This is a genomic window from Paracoccus sp. J39 (assembly GCF_000518925.1).
Classification (GTDB): Bacteria; Pseudomonadota; Alphaproteobacteria; order Rhodobacterales; family Rhodobacteraceae; genus Paracoccus.
Genome location: NZ_JAEN01000001.1, coordinates 278884 through 295119, shown reverse-complemented (window position 1 = coordinate 295119; position 16236 = coordinate 278884). Strand labels below are relative to the sequence as shown.

Sequence of the window (16236 nt, the reverse complement as noted above, 5' to 3'; positions counted from 1 at the left end):
TGACCACAAGACTGATCCCCATGGCGCCGTCTCAATTATCCGAAATTCGCCGTCTGGCCTGAACAGGCAAGGGTCAGTTTTTCTGGACGATCTGGCGAACGATCTTAATGAAATTCTGCAGGATCGGCTCGATTTCGCCGCGCTTCCAGATCAGCATGAAGCGGCTTGGGTAATCCACGTCCGACAGCGGCACCACCTTAACGCCATCGGGATATTTCAGCTCGGGCGAGGAACCGATCAACCCGATGCCCAGGCCGACCGAAATCAGGTTGAGCTGCGTCGCGATATTCGCGACTTCTTGGACGAATTTCGGTTCGAAATGATAATCCGGACGCCGGCTCGACTGCACAGCCGAAAGGTCGACCACGGATTTCCGGATCGAGATGAAGGATTCGCCCGCAAGGTCGGGCAGTTCCAGCTCCTTGCGGCCGGCCAGCGGATGATCGTGGGGCATCGCCACCGCCAGGCTCGCCGTCTGGATGGTGATCGAATTCATGTCGCCCAGGCCGGCGGGTTCAGGCGGGTTAAGCCCGTGGCCGAAGGAGGGCTGCGCGGTATAGATGAACCCCGCGTCCAGCTTGCCCGCCCGCACCGCCTGCACCTGCAGGCTCGAGGGCATCTCGGTCAGCGTTAGCTCGATGGCCGGGAAATCGTTGCGCAGCTGTTTCACGGCGGCGCGGAACTGCGGATGCAGCAGGCTGAGCGTGCCGTAGCCGACCACCAGCGGCCCCTCCTTGCCCTGCCCGATCCGCCGGGCCAGCGCGACGGCCTGGTTCAGATCGTCGATCACGGTCTTGGAATGGCGCAGCAGGGCGGTGCCGGCGGCGGTCAGCGTCACCTTCTGCGCATGGCGCATGAACAGCTGGACGCCGAGTTCCGCCTCAAGATCGGCGATGGTCTGCGAGACGGCGGGCCGCGTCACGCAGAGGATGTCGGCGGCGCGGCCGAAATGCTGGACCTCGGCCGCCGCCTGGAAGTAACGCAGATGCCGGAGTTCCATCCTGAGCCTCGCCGTGACATGGAGTAGGCTTGTGATAGCCCCGCCGGGCGGAACCTGTCAAAGGTCAGGATGCCGCCGCGCGCCGCAGGCCGAAGGAGGGCCGGTAGCGCATGTCTCCGGTCTGATGCTGCAGCGCCTCCAGCACCGACAGGATGCGCGCCAGGCCGATCTGCCGCGCCCAAGCCATCGGCCCCTTGGGATAGTTGACGCCGTAGCGCATGGCATCGTCCACGCCGGGCTCGTCCGCGACCTGTTGCAGCACCGCCTCGAACCCTTCGTTGGCGATGGCGGCGATGGTGCGCATCACCACCAGGCCCGGCCAGTCGGGCAGCTCGGTCGCGGCGATGTCCTGCGCGGCCAATGCGGCGACGAAGCCGTCCTTCTGCGCAGCCGAAACGCCCGGCGAGGCAGTGAAGCCGAGCCGCTTCCGGCCGGCCCCGTCTTCCAGCAGGTCATGCAGGATGACCGGCTGTCCGGCTTCGCGCGCGCGCTCGGCCGCCAGCCGGCCATCGGTCAGCGCGATCAGCAGGCCCGGCCGCCGATCCTCGCCGGCAAGGGTGGGGGGCGGATCGAGCGGCGCCGTGTCGCCCGCCGCCACCGTCGCCGGCTCGGGCATGGCTGCCCCCTCGGCATAGTCGAAGAAGCCGCGCCCGGTTTTCCGGCCCAGCCGTCCAGCATCGACCAGTTCCCTTTGCAGGATCGAGGGCCGGAAGCGCGGCTCGTAATGATAGGCCTTGAACACCGACTGGCTGACGGCATAGTTCACGTCATGGCCGATCAGGTCCATGAGTGCGAAAGGCCCCATGCGGAAGCCACCGCCGTGGGTCAGCAGCGCATCCAGCGTCGCGGGATCGGCGACGCCCTCCTCGGCCAGCCGCAGGGCCTCGCCGTAATAGGCGCGGGCGACGCGGTTGACGATGAAGCCGGGGGTCGAGCGCGTCGGCACCGCGACCTTGCCCCAATCCGTCGCGGTCGCCGACACCAACGCCGCCACCTCGGGCGCCGTCGCCAGGCCCGAGACGACCTCGACCAGTTTCATCACCGGCGCGGGGTTGAAGAAATGCATTCCGACCATCCGGCCCGGATGCTGCAAGGGCGCGGCAATCGCCGTGATCGACAGCGACGAGGTATTCGTTGCCAGAACCGCATCCGCCGCGACGATGTCTTCCAACTGCGAGAACAGCCCCTGCTTGATGTCCAGCCGCTCGACGATCGCCTCGATCACCAGCGCCGCCGGGGCCAGATCCGCCAGCGCAGCCGCGACCCCGATCCGGCCGATCAGCGCATCGGCGGCCTCGGCCGGTATCTTGCCCTTGGCGACCAGCCCCGCCAGCCCGCGCGCCAATCTTTCGCGACCGGCCGCGGCAGCGCCCGCGGCGGCGTCGTAAAGCAGGACGGGGTGCCCGGCGGCGGCGGCCACCTGCGCGATCCCTGCCCCCATCGTGCCCGCGCCGATCACGGCGACGGTGCGATCCTTGGCCAATCCTGCCATGATCCTGTTTCCTTTCGATTTCCGGGCCAAGGTCAGTGGTTCATCCCCTGCCCGCCGTCGATATAGATGGTCTCGCCGGTCAGGAAGCCGATCTTCTCGGCAAAGATCGCGCCGACCAGCCGCGCGACCTCGGCGGCGCTGCCGGGGGCGCCGACCGGGATGCGGCTTTTCATCCAGGCGCGGACCTTTTCGCGCGCCAGATAGTCGCGGTTCAGGTCGGTCTCGATATAGCCCGGCGCGACGTTCAGCACCCGGATGCCCTCGCGCGCCCATTCGACCGCCATGCAGCGCGTCATTGCCGCCACCGCCGCCTTCGAGGCGCAATAGGCCAGGTTGTCCGGCACGCCCAGCTTGTCGAAGAACGAGCCGATATTGACGATGGTGCCGCCAGCCGCGCGTAGATGCGGATGGATCTCGCGCGCCGCCACCATGACGGCGGTGGCGTTCAGCCGCATGGTGCGCTCGAAATCCGCGGTGTCCAGCGTCGAGGCCGAGCCGAGGATATGGACGCCGGCATTGTTCACCAGCCCCTCGACCGGGCCGCGCGCGGCGATCTCGGCGAAGACCCGCTTCACATCGGCCTCGTCGGTCATGTCGCAGACCACCTGCTGGCCGACATCGCCCTGGCCCGAGCGCGACAGGCAGACCGGGGTGAAGCCCCGCCGCTCCAGCTCGCCGGCGATTTCGGCGCCGATGCCCTTCGAGCCGCCGGTGACGATCACTTGCCCTTCAGCCATCGGTGAACTCCGGTTTGCGCCTTTCCTCGAAGGCCGCCATGCCTTCCTCGGCATCGCGGGTGCGATAGGCCAGGGTGGACAGGTCGGCCTCGACCTGAAGCCCCTCGACCAGCGTGGTGTCGCCGGCCCGCTGCACGGCGCGGCGGGCAAATTCCAGCGCCGGCAGGCTGTAGCCCGAGAACCGGCGGGCAAAGGCCAGCCCGGCCTCCAGCAGGTCGCCCTCGGCCACGGCGTTGACCAAGCCGATACGCTCGGCCTCTTCTGCCTTGACGCTGCGGGCGGTCAGGATCATCTCCAGCGCCCTGCCCTCGCCGATCAGGCGCGGCAGGCGCTGCGTGCCGCCGTAACCGGGAATCAGGCCCAGCTTGATTTCGGGCAGGCCGAAGACCGCGTTCGGCGACGCCAGCCGGAAGGTGCAGGCCAGCGCCAACTCGGCCCCGCCGCCAAAGGCATAGCCGTTGACCAGCGCCAGCGAGGGCACCCGCAACCGGTCGAGCCGGGCGAAGACCGCCTGGCCCAGTTCCGCGCCGCGCTTCTGGTTCATCAGTTCGCGCTGCCGCAGCTCCTTGATGTCGGCGCCGGCGCAAAACGCCTTGTCGCCGGCGCCGGTGATCAGCAAGCCGCGCACGTCGCGCCAGCTTGCCACCTCGTCGAAGGCCGCACCGATCCGGCGCAGGATGTCGAAGGACAGCGCGTTCAGCGCCTCGGGCCGGTTCAGGGTCAGCAGCGCGAATTCGTCCTTGCGGGTCAGCGAGACGGTCATGCAATCTTCTCCTTGCGGGGGACGTAGCGGACGGGGTCCGGGGCCAGCGCCCCCGCCTTGACCATCTCGGTCAGCTCGCGCTTGAGGATCTTGCCGCTGGGGGTCAGCGGGAAGGATTCCACCGTCAGGAACCATTCCGGCATGTCGAATTTCGACAGCCCCTCGGCAGCCAGATGCGCCAGCATCTCCTCGGCGCCGATCTCGCCGATCACGCCAAGGCAGACCTTCTCGCCCAGCCGCTCGTCCGGGATCGGGAAGGCCGCGGCCTTGGCCACCGCCTTGTGGGTCATGGCCAGCGCCTCGATCCGCGAGGGATAGATGTTGTGACCACCGCGGATGATCAGGTCCTTGGCCCGCCCCTCGATGCGCAGATTGCCCTGCGCGTCGATCGAGCCCAGGTCGCCCGACATCAGATAACCGTGTCGGTTGAAGGTCTTGTCGTTCGCGGCCTGGTTGGCGTAATAGCCCAGCATCATGCAGGCCCCGCGCCCGCCGATCTCGCCGGTCTGGCCCTGCGGCAGTTCCCGGTCGGGGTTCTCGGGGTCCCAGATCCGCACCTCATAGGCCCGGCCGCCGCGCCCGCAGGTCGAGATCCAGACATCCTTCGGATCGTCGGGATGGGTGTATTGATGCGAGGAACATTCCGTCATGCCGTAGACATTCTGCGGCGCAATGCCCTGATCGACGAAATCGCGCGCCACGACATCGGGGATCGGCGCACCGGCCATGTAGAAGATCCGCACATTGCCGATGCGCGGCAGGCCCCGCGCCTTCTGCTCGGCCAGGATGTCCATGGCATGGGTCGGCACGCCCATCACATAGGTCGCGCCGGTCTCGATGATCCAGTCGAGCTTGGATTGCCCGGCCGGCGCGTCGTCGGTGATCAGCTGGCCGCCGCAGATCAGCCATTCCCCGACCGCCACCCAGGCGATGTGATGCGACAGCGGCGAGAGGGTCAGGATGCGGTCCTCGGCCGTCAGCTTCCAGTCGCGGACCAGATCGCGGGCATTGGCCAGAAGCGTGTTCGAGGAATGCATCACGCATTTCGGCCGCCCCGTCGTCCCCGAGGTGAAGGCCAGATAGACCACGCTGTCGGGATTGGCATGGGGCTCATGCGCGATCTGGGTGATGTGCATGGGAAAATTGGCCGGCGTATAGACCTTTTTCAGGAAGGGCAGCCGCGCCAGCATGGCGTCGAAATCCCGCACCGCGCGATCCGCGCCCCATCCCGGCTCGGTCACCAGCGCGCTGGCCTGCAACTCGGTCAGCAGATCGACGATCTCGGCGCAGGTATAGCTGCGATGCAGCGAGGGGTTGCAGGCGACGCCTTCGCGGGCGCAGGCCAGGAAGGCGATGATCGCTTCGGCGCGGTTCGACATCCAGATCGAGACGCGATCCCCCGCCCCGATGCCATGATCGACCAGGTTGTCGGCAAAGGCATCGACCCGCGCCTTGAGCTTGCGCCAGTCCAGCACCTCGCGGCCGTCGCGCAAGGCGGAGGCGTCGGGTGACCGGCGGGCGTTTCGGGCCAACAGGGAATAGAAGGTGTCCTCGGTCCATAGCCCGCTGTCGTAATAGCCGCGCGCCGTGCCGGGGTCGTGCAGGGTCAGGTAGGGCCGCATTTCAACCCCTCCCTCAATGGCCGAACTTGGAGGGATCGGGCTTGCGGCGCTCGTTGAAGCTCGCGGCCAGCTCGTGATGTTCGTCGGTCTCGAGATAGGGGCGCAACAGCAGGTCATGCGTCACCCGCGACAACCCGCTGACGCCGCCATGACGGGCGTTGAACGCGCCCTTGATCGAGGCCAGGGCGAAAGCGCCGCGATCGGCGATTTCCAGTGCGAACTCTCGGGTCTTTTCCTTCAACTGGTCGTCCGGCACCACGCGGTTGATCAGCCCGATCTCCTTGGCATAGGCGGCGGTCATCCGCGGATTGGCATACCAGATTTCCTTGGCCCGCTTCTTGCCGACCAGATCCTCCAGATACCAGGTGCCATAGCCGGCGTCGAACGAGCCCACCATCGGTCCGACCTGGCGGAAGGTCGCGCTTTCCTTGGCGATGGTGACGTCGCAGACCATCTGCAGCACGTTGCCGCCTCCGACCGCGAAACCGTTGACGCTGGCGATCACCGGCTTTTGCAGGCGGTCGATGGCCTCGTACATCTCCAGCGTCGGCAGCACGCCGGCATAGAGATGGGTGTCCGGCATCCCGTCCTTTTGCCCGCCGATGCAGAAGAACTTGTCCCCCGCACCGGTCAGCACGATGACGCGGGTCCGGGTCTCGCGCCGGATGGCCTCGATGCAGTCGCGGATCTCGTGGCACATGGTCTCGGTGAACATGTTGCCATTGTCGGGACGGTTCAGGGTGATGGTCCCGATGGGGCCGTCTTCTTCGTAGATGATTTCGCTGAAGCTCATGGTCTGGTCTTCCTTGATCTGGACGGCGCCGTCAGCGGCGGCCGATTTCTGCGAGAATGTCGTCGGTATGCTGGCCCAGCAGCGGCGGCGCGGCGCGCGGCGTGGCCGGCCGGTCGTCGATGCGGATGCCCAGGCCGATCTGCGGCACGATTCGCCCCGGCCCGTCCTGCAGGGCGAAGAACAGGCCGCGGTCATGCAGCGCGGCATCCATGGCGACCTCGTCCACGCGGTTGATCGGCCCGGCCGGAATGCGCGCCGAGGCGAACAGCGCCAGCCAACGCGCCCGCGGCTGCTGGCGCAGGATCTGCTGGATGCGCTCGACGATCTCGGCCCGCTTTTCGCGGCGCAGGATGTTGCTGCCGTATTCCGGCCGCGCTGCGAAATCGGGGTCGCCGAGGGCGGTCCAGAACCGCCGCCAGATCGCGTCCGAGCCCAGGCCCAGGTTCAGCGGCAGGTCCGCGGTCTCGAAGGGCTGGTAGATCGCGATCACGCTGTCCGTGCCGCCACTGCGCACCGGCACCTCGCCCGAACCCAGATAGGACGAGATGCGGCAGGCCAGAAACCGCGTCATGCTTTCGACCAGGCTGATGTCGATCTGCGCGCCCTGGCCGGTCTTTTGCCGCTCGAACAGCACGGCCATGGTGGCCATGGCGGCGTCCTGCCCGGCCAGCATGTCGGCGGCCGGGGCGCCGATCTTCTGCGGCTCGGCGCCGGTGGGGCCGGTGATGTCCATGATGCCGGAATAGCCCTCAGCGATCAGGTCGTAGCAGGTCAGGTCGGCGCGTTCGCCGGTCAACCCGAAGCCGGTGATCGAGACAAAGACTAGATCCTCGCGCAATTGCCGCAGCGTCTGGTAATCCATGCCCAGCTTGGCCTGCACGTCCGGTGTCTGATTCGTCACCACGACATCCGCGGTGCGGATCAGCGCATCCAGATCGGCGCGTGCGTCCGGGCGGCTCAGGTCCAGGACCACGCTTTTCTTGTTGCGATTGACCGCCGCGAACCACAGCGCCTCGCCGTTCAGGAAGGGGGGGCCCCAATGGCGCGCGTCGTCGCCCTGCGGACGCTCGACCTTAATCACCTCGGCGCCGAAATCGGCCAGCAGCATGGTTGCATAGGGCCCGGCAATGGAACCCGTCAGATCGACGACGCGAATGCCTTCGAGGTGACGAAAGCCCCACCCGGCCTGAACCAGAGGCAAGCGATCACATGGCAAGCTGTCACGACGGCCATCCGCCTCGGAACTGGGTCTGTCCACCGCTTCCTCCTTCATCCGTGGTTTCGGGGAAAACATCGCAAGCCCCGTGCCAAACCGGTCGGCACACGGAAAAAGCGGCCTCCGAAGAGGCCGCTTGCGGGAAGGACGTGGATTTTCGGCGGTCAGGCTTCGATCTTCTTGTAGAGATAGGAGCGCGAGATGCCGAGATGTTCCGCCGCGCGCTTCTTGTTGCCGCCGAAAAGGTTCAGCGTTTCCGCGATCAGGTTGCGCTCGACCTGCTCCAGCGTGTCGCGCAGCGTGCCCATACCCCTTTGCGCCCCCGGCTCGGGGGACGACACGGGGGACGCGGGGGATTGCTGGACCGGCAGGCCGCGGAAATCGTCGGGTCGCAGCCTGTCCCCCTCGCAGAAGACGAAGGCGCGTTCGATCATGTGCCGCAATTCGCGGATGTTGCCCGGCCAGGGGCGATCCATCAGGAAATCGAACAGCACCTCGTCCGCCTCGGGTTTCGGCCGCTGGTAGCGCGCGGACAGGTCGGTCAGGAAATGCTCGACCAGCAGCGGAATGTCCTCGAGCCGTTCGGACAGGCTCGGCATCGGGATGCAGATCGGGCTGATCCGGTAATAGAGGTCCAGCCGGAAACGGTCCCGTTCGACGAAGTCCTCGAGGTCGCGGTTGGTGGCGCTGACCAGCCGGAAATCCACCTGGCTGGGCTTGTCGCCGCCGACGCGCTCGACCACGCGGTCCTGCAGCACGCGCAGCAGTTTCGACTGCACCTCCAGCGGCATATCGCCGATCTCGTCCAGGAAGATCGTGCCCTTGTCGGCCTGCTCGAACTTGCCGGCGCGGCCATTGCGATCGGCGCCGGTGAACGAGCCCGCCGCATAGCCGAACAACTCGGCCTCGACCAGGGTAAGAGGCAGCGCCGCCGCGTTCACCGTGACCAGCCGGGACTTGTGGCGCGGGCTGAGCATGTGCAGCGCCTGCGCCACCAATTCCTTGCCGGTGCCGCTTTCGCCCTGCACCAGCACTGGCACGTCCAGCGGCGCGACCTTGCGGATCAGGTCGCGGACCCGTTCGATGGCGGCGCTCTTGCCGATGATAGCACTGAGGAACGTCTCGCCCTTGCGCTGCTCGTCGCTTTCGGACTTGTAGCTGGCGATCTGCTTTTCCAGCACGTTGATGCGCTTGGACAGGGCCTCGACCTGCTGCGGCCCCTTGAACATCACCCGGCCGATGGCGCCGACGACCTTGCCGTCATGGCGGATCGGATGGCGCGAGACCACGCGCTCCCTCTCGCCCATCCGCTGGATCTGCCCAATCTCGGCCACGCCCGAGCGGATGACATGCGGCAGGCGGGTGTTCTCGATCACCTGCTTGACCGGCCGCCCGGTGCCCTCGCCCGGACGCAGGCCGAAAAATTTCTCGTGGACGGGCGAGATATAGACCAGCCGGTCGCGCGCATCCACCACCGCCATGGCATCGAAGGGATCAGTCAGGATATGCTCGATAATGTCAAAGGCGAAATCGACATTGGTGAAGAAGGTCAGGACGGTGTCCGACACGCCCTTGAACAGCAGCACCAGCGTGCCGGCCTCGATCCGCGTCACCAGCGCGGTATAGCGCGCATCGGTGAATAGGATCGGTTTCAGCCGTGCTTGCGCCGCCTCGGTCAGCCAGTCAGGATCACCGAGCAGAAGCGCGAGACGCTTGTCCTCGTCGAGGCCGGATTTGAAAATCAGCTTCCCCTTGGGGTCCGCGATCGCGAGCCCCTTCAATGCGGATCCATCCGTCATGGCTATCCTCTATTTTCGGCTTTGAAGTGCGCTGGTGTCTGCCAGTCGGTCACTTTCCGCGATAATGTCGCCAGCGCGGACATAAGGTCAATGAACCCTAGCGTCAGTTTTTCTAACACAATCTGCCGCCCTGATTGTGTGCCGCACCAAGATCGAATCGGTACGGCAATCTGTTGCCGCATAGACGAGACTACCAAAGAGAAACCCGCCCTTGCTTGGTAAGAATATCTGAACAACTGGGCAGATTATATTACTTTACATTAACACTGGCGGCCACACATTAAAGCGGAGGAGCAGCCCCCGGGAAACGATCGATCCGGGCCGTCTGAGAGGGCCGTGGCACAGGATTTGCTGGTCCGAATGATATTGCATGGGAGGAATGACATGCCGCAGCCGTCCGAGGCGCTGCCTCTCGAAGGTATCAAGGTGGTGGAGCTGTCGCATCTGATCGCGGCGCCCTATGCCGGGATGCTGATGGCCGACGAAGGGGCCGAGGTGATCAAGGTCGAGCCGCCGCAAGGCGAGCTGGCACGGTCGCGCGAACCCACCCGCAAGCTGGGGCCGCATCGCGTCTCCGGCCATTTCGGCGGCCATAACCGGGGCAAGCGCAGCATCGCGCTGAACCTCAAGGCCGAGGGCGGGCGCGAGGTGATGCGCAAGCTCTTGTCCGAGGCCAATGCCTTTATCACCAATGTGCGCCCCGGCGCTCTGGCGCGTCTGGGCCTGCATCCCGACACGCTGCACCAGGAATTCCCCCATCTGATCGTCGTGATCATCACCGGCTTCGGCTACAGGAATGCCGGCGAATACGAAGGTCGCGCCGGGCTTGCGATGATCGGCGAGGCGCTGTCGGGCTCGACCAGCCTGACCCGCGACCATCAGGGCAACCCGGTCTGGTGCGGCTTCGCCCTGGGCGACGTGGCGGCGGGCATGACGGCGCATGCCGCCATCCTGCTTGCGCTGCGCCAGCAGGAGCGGACCGGCAAGGGCAAGGTCATCGACGTGACGCTGGCCGAAAGCATGCTGCCCATGGTCATCTCGGCCATGGCCCGCGTGCAGATCGCCGACGAGGACGCGAAGAAGGCGGCCGGGCCGAACAACTATCACGGCGTGCCCTATGGTTCGTTCCGGGCCAAGGATGGCTACATCAACCTGGGCGTGAACAACGACAAGATGTGGCGGCAGTTCTGCGAGGCCATCGGCCGGCCGGAACTGGGCGACGATCCGCGCTATGCGCTCTACATGGACCGCGCCGCCAACATGGCCGAGGTGCTGAAGATCACCGAGGATTTCACCACGGCCCACACACGCGCGGAGCTGACCCGGATCTTCGAGCAGGCCGACATCCCGGTCGCGCCGATCCTCAGCATCCAGGAGGCGCTAGACAACGACTATTTCGCGCTGCGCAAGTCCTTCCGCATGGTCGATGACGGGCTGGGGGGCGAGCTGAAGCTGCCGATCGACCCGACGCATTTCTACGACCCAGACACCCGCCCGGTCCTGCCGCGGCTGGACCAGCACCGCGAGGAAATCCTTCGGCAATACGGCTATGGCGAGGCCGAGATGGCCCGCCTGGCCGAGGAAGGCGCCTTCGGGGCGCCGGATGTCGCAACCGCCTGACCCCTAAAAACACAACTGGAGACCAAAATGCATCCCGCACTCGATCCGCCCCTCGAGGGCACCCTTGCCGACGTCCTGCAGGCGACCAAGAACGTCACCAAGCGCTTCCCCGAGGAATATTACCGCGAGCTGGACCGCACCGACGGCTACCCGCATGAATTCATCAAAGCGGCGATGGAAGCCGGCCTTGGCGCGGTGATGGTGCCGGCCGAATATGGCGGCATGGGCCTTGGAGCGCGCGAAGCCTCGGTCGTGGTGGAAGAGATCCACCGCTCGGGCGGCACCGGCTCGATGATCCACGGCCAGCTGTTCATGATGGGCATCCTGGCGCGCCACGGCTCGGAAGAGCAGAAGCGCAACATCCTGCCCAAGGTGGCCGATGGCAGCATCCGCCTGCAATCCTTCTCGGTCACCGAGCCGAACGCCGGCACCGACACGTCCAAGATCCAGACCCGCGCCCGGCGCGGCGGCAAGGGCTGGATTATCAAGGGGCAGAAGGTCTGGACCTCGCGCATGGACCATACGGACTTCTTCATCGTCTTCGCCCGCACCAGCGAAGCCCCGGAAGGCAAGCCGTTCCGTGGCCTCTCCTGCTTCCTGGTGGACAAGCGCGAGATCGATCCCAAGCAGCTGACAACCCGCAAGATCCCCGCCATGTTCAACCACCATACCTATGAGGTCTGGTATGATGACATGGAGATTCCCGAGGATTCGCTGATCGGCGAAGAGGGCAAGGGTTTCTACTACCTGCTGGACGGGCTGAATGCCGAGCGGGTGATGATCGCCGCCGAATGCATCGGCGATGGCAAGTGGTTCATCGAAAAGGCGGTGAACTACGCCAACGAGCGGGTGATCTTCGGCCGGCCCATCGGCCAGAACCAGGGCGTGCAGTTCCCGATCGCACGCGGCTATGCCAACCTGATGGCGGCCGACGCGCTGCGCTGGAAGGCGGCCGAGCAGTTCGACACCGGCGCAGATGCCAGCGCCACCGGAGCCAACGCCAACATGGCCAAGATGCTGGCCTCGGAAGCCGCCTGGGATCTGGGCTTTCACTGCCAGCAGACGCATGGCGGCTTCGGCCTGGCGGTCGAATACGACATCGAGCGCAAGGTGCGCGAGAACCGCGTGTTCCAGATCGCCCCGATCTCGACCAACATGGTGCTGAACTACATCGGTCAGCACGTTCTCGGCATGCCGCGTTCCTACTGAGGCCGATCATGAACGAAGGGCTTTACTTCGAGGAATACACCGAGGACTGGTCCTTCGTCAGCGAAGGGCTGGAGGTCACCGACGAGATGATCGGCGCCTACGTCGATCTCTGCAAGTTCACCTCGCCGACCTTTACCGACAAGGCCTATGTCAACAAGAACTATTCCGGGCGCATGTCGCCCGGGCTTTTCGTCCTGTCGCTGGCCGAGGGCCAGGTGCTGAATGCCGGCCTGACCCGCCGGCGCGGCATCTTCCTGATGGAGCTGGCGCCGAAATTCCTGAAACCCGTCTTTGCCGGCGACACGATCACCAATTCCGTTAGGCTGCATTCCAAGCGGCTGACCAGCAAGCCCGACCGCGGCGTGGTCATCACCAGCCACGAGGTGAAGACACAGAAAGGCGAGGTGGCGATCCGTTACCTTTCGACGCGGATGATCCGCACGAGCGCCTACGTCGAGGCGGATTGACCTCAGCGAAAGAATTGACCCTATGGAAAAGAACGAGACCAAGGTCGCGGTCGTCACCGGCGCCACCCGCGGCTTGGGCCGGGCCATCGCGCTTGAACTGGGCCAGCGCGGCGTCAGCATCGTCGCCTCGGGCCGCGATCCGGAAGCCGGGCGCGAGGTAGTCGAGGCGATCACCGCTGCTGGCGGCGAGGCGATCTTCGTGCCTACCGATCTGGAGAACCCAACCGATACGGACGCACTGGCCCTAGCGGCCGTGGAGCGGTTTGGCGGGATCGACATCGTCGTGGCCAGCGCCGGACTGCACCCTGCCGCACAGGGCTTCTTCGGAACCTTCGAGGTGGCGGAGGCCGGCTTGCAGGTCAGCCGCACCATCCAGGTCAAGCTGAATCCGGTGCAGTCCTGCCTGCCGCACATGACCGAACGCGGATCAGGCTCGATCCTGTTCGTCACCTCCGAAGGTGGACGCTTCCCCACCTCCGGCCAGACCACTGTGGCGCTGCATTCAGGCGGCCTGATCCATGCCGCGCGCGTGCTGGCCAAGGAATTCTCTCGACATCGCATCAGGGTGAATACGCTCTGCGTGACCATCGTCGAGGATACGCCCACCTGGGAGCGGTTCTCGGGCGGCGAGATGACCGAGCAACGGCAGAAGATGTTCAGCAAGATCACCGCCAAGGCGCCCTTCGGCATCGCCCATCCCGAGGACGTGGCCAATGTCGCCGCTTTCCTGGTCTCGGACGAGTCGGGTTTCGTCACCGGCGCCACGATCAGCGCCACCGGCGGGCTGGGCTGAACGGCCGCCCTAAACACCTCCCTCGCGCCTCTCGGCGCAGCCTGGCCCCGCCTGCGGCGATCCCGCGGCGGGGCTTTTTCGTGCCGCCTGCCGCTTGCCGAAGGCGCCATGGAAAATGGGCGGCCCCTGACGAGCCGCCCATTCCCCCTTGCCGCGTATTCCATCCCGGAGGCTCGCGCGGTCTGACGGCCGCTGTTCAGGCGGCCGGACGGCGCTTGTAGAGCATCTTGACCATCATCTCCTGCACGGTCTCGCCCTTCTGGTTCTTGAACTCGCGCTTCATCTGCACGACGCCCTTGTCGCCCTTGCTGGTCTCGGTCTTGTCCAGCACGGTCATCTCGGCATGGATGGTGTCGCCGTGGAAGACCGGCTTCAGCATCCGCCAGCCGTCGATCTGCAACAGCGCGATCAGCGTGCCGTCGTTGATCCCCGCGGCGTATTGCAGACCGCCGACGATGGAATAGACCAGCGGGCCATGGGCGATCGGCTCGCCGAACTGGGTCTGCTTGCAATATTCCCAGTTGGTATGGACCTCGTTGAAATCGCCCGACAGGCAGGCGAAGTTCACGATGTCGGTCGAGGTCACCGTCCGCTTCGGCGTCACGATCACCTCGCCAACCTCGAAATCGTCCCAGTATTTGCCACGCACCTGTGCGTTCATGTCGTTCTCCTTGACGTCTTGAAAGTTTGCTTCGCCGGCCTCAGGCCAGCACGAATTGCGGCAGGGTCTCGCCATCCGCACCGCTGACGAAGCTCGCCTTGACCCTGGCGCCGACCTGGACCTCAAGCGCGCCCTCGCCGACGATATTGGTCAGCATGCGCGGCCCTTCCTCGACGATCACCGAGGCGACGACATAGGGCACGCGGTCGCGGAACTCGGCCAGCGGCGCGCGGTGGACGATGGTGAAGCTTTCGACCACGCCCTTGCCGCTGCTTTCGCTCCAGTCCAGGTCGGCCTCCCAGCAGGCGGCGCAGTGATGGCGCGGCGGGAACTGGACCGAGCCGCAGCCCTTGCATTTCTGGAACAGCAGGCGGCGCTGGCGGGCGCCTTCCCAATAGGGATCGGAATCGCCATTGGCGTGGCGGGACATTTCAGTCATTCGGTCATCTCCTTGAAGCATCGCGCTTTTCCAGAAAGGCGGTCGGGCCTTGCTGCGGTTCGTTTCCGGGATGCTGCGCAAGGCGGCTTCCGACAGCCGGCGCGCATCCGCCGCGCTTACAGATCCTGTCGTCATGCCGATGGTCCATCGCCTGCATCCTCCTTGGCCCAGACCAAGCAAGATGCGTGCCAAGGCGTCAGATAAGCTGAGCTGCCAGCTTCATCTTGCGGCGCTGCAGGGACGAGGGGATGCGCATCATCTCGCGATATTTCGCCACGGTGCGCCGGGCGATGTCGATGCCCGCGGCGCGCAACGCGTCCACGATGGCGTCATCGGACAGCACCGCGGCCGCCGTCTCGGCGTCGACGATCTGCCGGATGCGGTGCCGGACAGTCTCGGCCGAGAAGTCCTCGCCGCCCTCGCTTGCCGAGATGGAATTTGCGAAGAAATATTTCAGCTCGAACATGCCGCGGCTGGTCATCATGAACTTGTTGGCGATGGCGCGGCTGACCGTCGATTCATGGATCCCCACCGCATCGGCCACGTCCCTGAGGTTCAGCGGCCGCAGATGCTCCACGCCATGCAGCAGGAACTGCTCCTGCCGCGCCACGATCTCGGCGGCGACGCGCAGGATGGTCTGCGCCCGCTGGTCGAGGTTCTTCACCAGCCAGCCGGCATTCTGCATGCAGTCCATGACGAAACGCTTTTCATCCTTGTCCCGGCTTCTGGCCTTGACCTCGGCGTAATATTCGCGGTTCACCAGCACCCGCGGCAGGAACTGGTTGCTGAGCTCGATGGCGAAGGAACCGTCCTCTTGCCGGTTGACCACGATGTCGGGCAGCGCCGGCAATGTCGGCTCGGCCTCCATCCGGCGGCCGGGGCGCGGATCAAGGTCGCGGATCTCTCTGACCAGGACGCTGATCTCGTCAAGGTTCACGCCGCAAAGCCGGGCCAACCGGGCATAGTTGAACTCGGCCAGCAGCGGCAGGTTGTCGAGCAGCCGCCGCATCGCGGGGCCAGGCCGCCCCTTGTCCTCGAGCTGCAACCGCAGGCATTCGGCAAGATCGCGGGCGGCGATACCGGCGGGGTCGAAGCGCTGGACGGCGCACAGCACAGCCTCGATCCGCGCCTGGCTGGCGCCCAGCATCTCGGCGATCTCGTCCGGGTCGCGGCGGAAATAGCCGTCGGCGTCCAGGGATTCCACGATCTCGATGGCGACGGCCATGTCCTTCGGGTCTCGGAAGGTCATCCCGGCCTGGGCCCGCAAATGGTCGCGCAGCGAGATCTGCGCCTCGCGCAGCAGGGCGACGCTGTCGATGTCCATGCCGCCGCGCGCAGACCCGCCACCGGCAGAACCTGCATCGCGGGGCGACGGGCCAAGGGCGCCGGACCGCGCTTGCGCAGCCTCGGGCGTGGCCGGTAAAGGCTCGGACAATTCGATGAACGGGTTCCTTTCGGCCTGCTCGCGCAGATAGTCCTGCAACTCGTCCTGGCTGAATTGCAGCACGCTGAGCGACTGGAGAGCCTGCGCCGAAACGACGATCGCCTGTTTCTGATACGCACCGATATTCGGTTCGAGTTTCATTTCCCCTCCCCCGGTTCGCCATCCCGTTCCGCACGGCACG

General features: G+C 65.7%; 15 protein-coding genes. 4 read left to right on the top strand and 11 right to left on the bottom strand.

Annotation, left to right across the window (positions count from 1 at the left end):
• Window positions 1-73: 73 nt before the first annotated feature.
• The 8 genes from L632_RS0101455 to L632_RS21845 form a co-directional block, all read right to left on the bottom strand.
• Entirely contained in the window at window positions 74-1000 is a 927-nt protein-coding gene (locus tag L632_RS0101455) for a LysR substrate-binding domain-containing protein (protein WP_028716223.1), read from the bottom strand.
• A gap of 64 nt (window positions 1001-1064) precedes the next feature.
• Entirely contained in the window at window positions 1065-2492 is a 1428-nt protein-coding gene (locus L632_RS0101450; protein ID WP_028716222.1) for a 3-hydroxyacyl-CoA dehydrogenase NAD-binding domain-containing protein, read from the bottom strand.
• Window positions 2493-2524: 32 nt separating this feature from the next.
• Window positions 2525-3229, bottom strand: coding sequence for an SDR family NAD(P)-dependent oxidoreductase (locus tag L632_RS0101445; RefSeq protein ID WP_028716221.1), 705 nt, complete (start codon window positions 3227-3229; stop codon window positions 2525-2527).
• Entirely contained in the window at window positions 3222-3992 is a 771-nt protein-coding gene (locus L632_RS0101440) for an enoyl-CoA hydratase/isomerase family protein (protein WP_028716220.1), read from the bottom strand. Before L632_RS0101440 ends, L632_RS0101445 begins: the two co-directional genes overlap by 8 nt.
• The gene (locus L632_RS0101435; protein ID WP_028716219.1) at window positions 3989-5614 is read right to left on the bottom strand and encodes a class I adenylate-forming enzyme family protein; all 1626 of its coding nucleotides are present in this window, start codon (window positions 5612-5614) and stop codon (window positions 3989-3991) included. Before L632_RS0101435 ends, L632_RS0101440 begins: the two co-directional genes overlap by 4 nt.
• A 13-nt stretch (window positions 5615-5627) precedes the next feature.
• A complete protein-coding gene (locus L632_RS0101430) occupies window positions 5628-6407 on the bottom strand; it encodes an enoyl-CoA hydratase-related protein (protein ID WP_028716218.1) in 780 nt (259 codons plus the stop codon).
• Between the two features lie 31 nt (window positions 6408-6438).
• Window positions 6439-7665, bottom strand: coding sequence for a CaiB/BaiF CoA-transferase family protein (locus tag L632_RS21850; RefSeq protein ID WP_198021786.1), 1227 nt, complete (start codon window positions 7663-7665; stop codon window positions 6439-6441).
• Between the two features lie 122 nt (window positions 7666-7787).
• Window positions 7788-9422: a sigma-54-dependent Fis family transcriptional regulator gene (locus tag L632_RS21845; protein WP_051476346.1), complete on the bottom strand. Its 1635-nt coding sequence runs from the start codon at window positions 9420-9422 to the stop codon at window positions 7788-7790.
• 384 nt (window positions 9423-9806) lie between these two features.
• Between L632_RS21845 and L632_RS0101415 the strand changes: the two genes are divergently transcribed.
• Genes L632_RS0101415 through L632_RS0101400 form a run of 4 tightly spaced genes read left to right on the top strand, consistent with a single transcriptional unit; the run spans window position 9807 to window position 13511 of the window.
• On the top strand, window positions 9807-11042 hold the full coding sequence (locus tag L632_RS0101415; RefSeq protein WP_028716217.1) for a CaiB/BaiF CoA-transferase family protein: 1236 nt from the start codon (window positions 9807-9809) through the stop codon (window positions 11040-11042).
• A 27-nt stretch (window positions 11043-11069) separates the two neighbouring features.
• Complete coding sequence (locus L632_RS0101410) at window positions 11070-12251, top strand: acyl-CoA dehydrogenase family protein (RefSeq protein ID WP_051476345.1); 1182 nt, start codon at window positions 11070-11072, stop codon at window positions 12249-12251.
• An 8-nt stretch (window positions 12252-12259) separates the two neighbouring features.
• Entirely contained in the window at window positions 12260-12718 is a 459-nt protein-coding gene (locus tag L632_RS23390; RefSeq protein ID WP_051476344.1) for a MaoC/PaaZ C-terminal domain-containing protein, read from the top strand.
• 22 nt (window positions 12719-12740) lie between these two features.
• The gene (locus tag L632_RS0101400; RefSeq protein WP_028716215.1) at window positions 12741-13511 is read left to right on the top strand and encodes an SDR family NAD(P)-dependent oxidoreductase; all 771 of its coding nucleotides are present in this window, start codon (window positions 12741-12743) and stop codon (window positions 13509-13511) included.
• Between the two features lie 196 nt (window positions 13512-13707).
• Here L632_RS0101400 and L632_RS0101395 read toward each other — a convergent pair whose 3' ends face one another.
• The 3 genes from L632_RS0101395 to rpoN all read right to left on the bottom strand — a co-directional run bounded on the left by L632_RS0101395 (window position 13708) and on the right by rpoN (window position 16196).
• Window positions 13708-14172 carry a MaoC/PaaZ C-terminal domain-containing protein gene (locus L632_RS0101395; protein WP_028716214.1) on the bottom strand — a complete coding sequence of 155 codons (465 nt, stop codon included), beginning with the start codon at window positions 14170-14172 and terminating at the stop codon, window positions 13708-13710.
• Window positions 14173-14212: 40 nt separating this feature from the next.
• Window positions 14213-14611 (bottom strand): Zn-ribbon domain-containing OB-fold protein, encoded by a 399-nt coding sequence (locus L632_RS0101390; RefSeq protein ID WP_028716213.1) that lies wholly within the window; start codon window positions 14609-14611, stop codon window positions 14213-14215.
• A 196-nt stretch (window positions 14612-14807) separates the two neighbouring features.
• Window positions 14808-16196: an RNA polymerase factor sigma-54 gene (gene rpoN / locus L632_RS0101385; protein ID WP_028716212.1), complete on the bottom strand. Its 1389-nt coding sequence runs from the start codon at window positions 16194-16196 to the stop codon at window positions 14808-14810.
• Window positions 16197-16236 lie beyond the last annotated feature (40 nt).

Coding starts and splice junctions, on each gene's coding strand:
- L632_RS0101455 (WP_028716223.1), bottom strand. CDS start 1,000: ATGGAACTCCGGCATCTGCGTTACTTCCAGGCGGCGGCCGAGGTCCAG.
- L632_RS0101450 (WP_028716222.1), bottom strand. CDS start 2,492: ATGGCAGGATTGGCCAAGGATCGCACCGTCGCCGTGATCGGCGCGGGC.
- L632_RS0101445 (WP_028716221.1), bottom strand. CDS start 3,229: ATGGCTGAAGGGCAAGTGATCGTCACCGGCGGCTCGAAGGGCATCGGC.
- L632_RS0101440 (WP_028716220.1), bottom strand. CDS start 3,992: ATGACCGTCTCGCTGACCCGCAAGGACGAATTCGCGCTGCTGACCCTG.
- L632_RS0101435 (WP_028716219.1), bottom strand. CDS start 5,614: ATGCGGCCCTACCTGACCCTGCACGACCCCGGCACGGCGCGCGGCTAT.
- L632_RS0101430 (WP_028716218.1), bottom strand. CDS start 6,407: ATGAGCTTCAGCGAAATCATCTACGAAGAAGACGGCCCCATCGGGACC.
- L632_RS21845 (WP_051476346.1), bottom strand. CDS start 9,422: ATGACGGATGGATCCGCATTGAAGGGGCTCGCGATCGCGGACCCCAAG.
- L632_RS0101415 (WP_028716217.1), top strand. CDS start 9,807: ATGCCGCAGCCGTCCGAGGCGCTGCCTCTCGAAGGTATCAAGGTGGTG.
- L632_RS0101410 (WP_051476345.1), top strand. CDS start 11,070: ATGCATCCCGCACTCGATCCGCCCCTCGAGGGCACCCTTGCCGACGTC.
- L632_RS23390 (WP_051476344.1), top strand. CDS start 12,260: ATGAACGAAGGGCTTTACTTCGAGGAATACACCGAGGACTGGTCCTTC.
- L632_RS0101400 (WP_028716215.1), top strand. CDS start 12,741: ATGGAAAAGAACGAGACCAAGGTCGCGGTCGTCACCGGCGCCACCCGC.
- L632_RS0101395 (WP_028716214.1), bottom strand. CDS start 14,172: ATGAACGCACAGGTGCGTGGCAAATACTGGGACGATTTCGAGGTTGGC.
- L632_RS0101390 (WP_028716213.1), bottom strand. CDS start 14,611: ATGACTGAAATGTCCCGCCACGCCAATGGCGATTCCGATCCCTATTGG.
- rpoN (WP_028716212.1), bottom strand. CDS start 16,196: ATGAAACTCGAACCGAATATCGGTGCGTATCAGAAACAGGCGATCGTC.